Here is a 4262-nt window from a genome sequence, read left to right on the forward strand (position 1 = left end):
AGCCGCAACAACCTCGCCAGCGTGCTGCGTGCTCTGGGGCGGTTGGAGGAGGCCGAAGCCGAGCACCGTGCCGTACTGGAGGCGCGAGTGCGGGCGCTGGGTCCTGAACACCCCGCAACCTTGACCAGCCGCAACAACCTCGCCGGTGTGTTGGGTGATCTGGGGCGGTTGGAGGAGGCCGAGGCCGAGCACCGTGCCGTACTGGAGGCGCAGGTGCGGGTGCGGGGTCCCGAACACCCCGCAACCTTGGCCAGCCGCAACAACCTCGCCAGCGTGCTGCGTGCTCTGGGGCGGTTGGAGGACGCGGAAGAGTAGTCGGCGGCAGCGACAGCAATACCGGTCGCACGCAGAATATGCACGGATGGCGGCACTTAGCGCGGAGAGCAGCGCTCACTCCAGCCCAGTTCAGAAGCGTCGATGGGATATGTTTAATACCGCTCTTGAAAACCGCTGGGTGTGCCCGTCCCGTGCCCGTTAGAGCGGGCAATCAGGGGCACGTGCGGCCACTAACGGTGATGTCACCACGTCGGTGTAGGTCAATGGCACCGCAGGTGAGCGACGAGGGCTGGAAGTGATTTCCCAAGCTAATGTTCAAGACGATCGCCGTAGGTGGCTGGGCATCGTTCGGGATCGGGGACTCTCACTGCCGCCCCCGCTTCCGCTCCTCGGGCCGTGGCCGGCCCTGCGGTACGGGTCGGAGTTGCCCTCGAAATGCCAGGGTTCTGTCCAGATCAGGACGTCTGCTGTACATCAGGGAGTACAGCAACATCACCGCACACCGCCTCACCTGCCCGTACGCCAACATACGCCCGCACCAGCGCGGCGAGGATTCGACCTCGGGGCTGCCGATAGTTCGCATCGAGGTGGTACGGCGCGAGCAGGGCATCGGCCGGACGAGCGCGAAGCGAGGGTCTCGCGGCCGGCCTCGCGGCCCCCGGCCTCCCGCAGGCCGGAGCGCACGCCCGCGCGGATCCGTCTGTCACACGATCTCGCCGTTCGCGCGGGCGCACCCTCCGGAGCGATCGCGACGGGCGGCGTATCTGAAGGTCGCTTCGCGGCCCAAAGACGGTTGAGCCGACGCCGGGTAGTACTTCGGCCATACCAAGTTCAGCATATATCTGCCGTGCTCTCCCAGAGCGCAGGACTATTACGTGGTGTAAGCCATGCTGATGGAGGCCGATCGTGGCAAAGCTGACAGAGGAGCAGCGGAAGGCCCGAGCGCTCGCAAGGGCGAAGCGCGAAGCATTAGCCGCCGAGGAGGAAGACCGGCGAGAACGCGAGAAGCGGGCGCAGTGGAGGCGTGATGGCACCTATATGACCCGCGAAGAGCTGGAAGCTGGTGTTCCTTGCCGAGGTTGCGGCGAACCGATCATCGACGGCTTGGGCAGCTTTCCCGGAACGATGTACCTCACTCCTGAGCAGAAAGTCGAGTATGAGAAGGAAGAAGCTCGATACCGCCAACGGCACGGAGACTGCAAAGCTCATCGATGGACTATGGGGGGATCGCGCACTCACCACTGTGGGTTCTGCTGTCCGCCACCTCCTCTGAGTCAGCGTCAAATTGAAGCGATTAGCAAGATCCTGGTACCTGCAGTAGCCAGACGAACGACGAAGGACGATCTTGACGACTGGGACCTTACACTTACCTGCGATCACGTGGTTCGTGTGCAGGCGCATCGAAGCAATAGGCACTACTCGGCTCGGGTCTTGGATTGCCCAGAATGTAATGACAGACGCGGTGTGGTGACTCAACAACGCATCGGACCATCTGGCGATCGCGCTGGACAGGTTGAGCGTGAAAGACTTACTGCGGAGATTAAGTCTGCTGAAGAAAAACTGCGTCGCCAGCGTAGAGCTATGGAGAAGACGGAAGAAGCCATCCGCGCTCTGTCTGACCAGCTTGGAGGCATCCAGAAATGATGTAATCCAGTTCGCATTTGCTGCTGCGACTGTCGGGGCTGGCGCCGATCAGCGACGGGTCGACGCATCGGGCGAGGTCGAAGGGCTTCGGTATCCCGATCATTGCCGAGTTTTGGTGTTGTAGACCAGTGCCAGCCACGGCGAGACGCCCGTTGGGACGGGTGATCGAGGCCGGCCGCTGTCGCTCTGTCGGTCAGGGCGTTTCGTCTGCCCCTCACAGCGCCCAGGCGGACGCGGCGTCCTGGGTGTCGTAGATCATTCGCACGGGGACCTTCATGATCTTAAGTTCGTTGGCGATCGCCCAACGGTGGACCCCGTTGACCAGGTAGGGCATTCCGCTCGCGGACGCGCATGCCTCCAGCGCATATTCGCAGGCGATGCCGCCAGCCGCTTTAATACGGGACCGCAGTTCCTCGCGCGGTACCTCACAGCGTCCCTCAGTCCAGGTAGCGGACCTGGCCGCCCACTCCCGTACGCTCGGCGACCCGGGAATGCCGTGGATCCAGTCACCGACCTCCGCAACCGCGCGTAGCTCGTGGCCGCCGCAGGGGCAAGATTCGGAATCGCGGGTCATACCCTGATCATCTCGCCGTTCAGGCCCGCACGCATCTTCGCGACTTGCGCGCAAGTGCTCAGAAAAGGTGCTGGCAGGGGCAGACACCCAACTCGCGCGGGATTGCTGTACAGCACAGAAGTACAGCAACGGCTCCTCACTATGGCTCACATTGAACTCACTGCTACGCACCCGGCGAGCTTGCGGAGCTCGCGATCGGCCAGGAGTGCCGGTGGTTCGCATCGAGGGATCCTGCTGGGACCGTCGGCTTCCTTTGCGCAGCCAGTGTCCGACCTCCACGGAGCGCGTCAAGGGCACCTCCGGCGTCGCTGCGCAATCGGCTTCGCCGCCCCTTGACCCACTCCGCTCCGGCCTGGGGTTCGGGCCTACGACTCAGGAGAATGGGCACGAGGGAGGCAACGCCGGGGCTGGCGCTCGGCTGGATCTTGCTAACACGATTGCTAACAACGGCTCTGGACAGGCGTGGACTTGTGAGGAACCGGCGATGCCTCCGGGATGGCGTTGAGCAGGGCGTGACGTTGATCTCGGACGGCTGTGGACGGTCGTGATCTTTCTACGGATCAAGAGGCGTACGGGAACCAGTCGCATGCACTGATCGTCAATTTAGTGTCCCGTCCGTTGGGCTACGGGGCAGGAAGCCGGTTCGATGCCGGCCGAGGCTTCCTCTCTCGGATGTCTGGCCTTGATCGCACTCACAGTCCTCGGCAACGTCCTGTTGGACATGATCAAGCGCAGGCAGGACGAAGGAGGTACCACAGTGGAGGAAAGCTCCGGCGTAATCCACCTGGTCATTGGCAGCCTCGCGGGTGGCGTCCTCCTGCCCGTTGCCGAGCGTACGGGATGAATGCAGCGACGTGGGCAACCCGCCAACGACTATGACCCGATGACGGCAATAAAAGCAGGGTAAGCGCCCTACGGGTGGTTAACCTGCGGTGAACTACGGGGCCGTGCCCGTTGCGTGCCCGTTGGAGCGGTCACTCCGCGGGACTTCGGCGCTCCGACGCACGTCAGCGCCGCCGCAGGTGAGCGACGAGCGCTGAAAAGTGACTTCCCAAGCTCATGTTTGAGATAATCGCCGTGAGTGGCTGGGCAACGTTCATGTTCGGGGGCTCTCGCCGCCGCGATCACATATGTCGAGAGAATTCCTGTCCTCATGACCTTGCGGTACAGGTATTAAGACCAGGCAGCAAAGATGACTTGTATGATAGCCGCTATTGTGCCGACGATGGTCAAGGCAGTTATAAGTGTCTGCTTTGATTCTATTGTTGCTACCTCGGGTGAGGAGTTCGCAGCTTGAGTTCCTGTCTGTCGATGAGGCCGGGGCGCCGGAGCGCTAAATGTGCGAGGATTACGTCGAATACCGAGGATTCGCAATAGGGCATCGGTCTTATACACCGCATGGGACGGCTCGCGCGTACAGGCCATTAGCCGTCCGTAGGCGCGGTTCTTACATGGGTGGCCCCTGGTTGTCTCCACACCGCAGAGGGTGGGTACTGCACAGAGTTCATAGTAGGCCAACGTCAGGATTGGAAGTACCCAAAGCTGAGGGAGACCAGCTTGCCAAGCCCACACACCTAGCAGTAAGACTGCGCTCCACCATCCGAGAATAATGTTTCGCCGCTTCTGATCTTGGGTCTGCCGTCGTGCCATCGATACCTACTGTCTGCAGGCGCCATGTATTGGCAGGATAGAAGATGGCGAAGGCCCTAGTCTGTGGAATTTGCCAGATTGTTGGTTGAGATGCTGGTGTGACCTATGTGGCCTGAGA

The 4262-nt window shown here is 61.8% G+C and carries 3 protein-coding genes; 2 read left to right on the top strand and 1 reads right to left on the bottom strand.

The window, feature by feature from the left end; genetic code table 11:
* Positions 1 to 315: tetratricopeptide repeat protein (locus HKK72_RS36720; RefSeq protein WP_187239000.1), on the top strand; the 315-nt coding region annotated here is incomplete at its 5' end.
* A gap of 867 nt (positions 316 to 1182) precedes the next feature.
* Positions 1183 to 1920, top strand: a complete 738-nt coding sequence (locus HKK72_RS36725) for a hypothetical protein (protein WP_187239001.1) — start codon at positions 1183 to 1185, stop codon at positions 1918 to 1920.
* Positions 1921 to 2134: 214 nt separating this feature from the next.
* On the opposite strand, the gene HKK72_RS36730 is transcribed toward HKK72_RS36725, so the two are convergent.
* Positions 2135 to 2494, bottom strand: coding sequence for a ParB N-terminal domain-containing protein (locus tag HKK72_RS36730; protein WP_187239002.1), 360 nt, complete (start codon positions 2492 to 2494; stop codon positions 2135 to 2137).
* Between the last annotated feature and the right edge of the window lie 1768 nt (positions 2495 to 4262).

This window comes from Actinomadura sp. HBU206391, assembly GCF_014323665.1.
Lineage (GTDB): Bacteria > Actinomycetota > Actinomycetes > Streptosporangiales > Streptosporangiaceae > Actinomadura_C.

Coding starts and splice junctions, on each gene's coding strand:
- HKK72_RS36730 (WP_187239002.1), bottom strand. CDS start 2,494: ATGACCCGCGATTCCGAATCTTGCCCCTGCGGCGGCCACGAGCTACGC.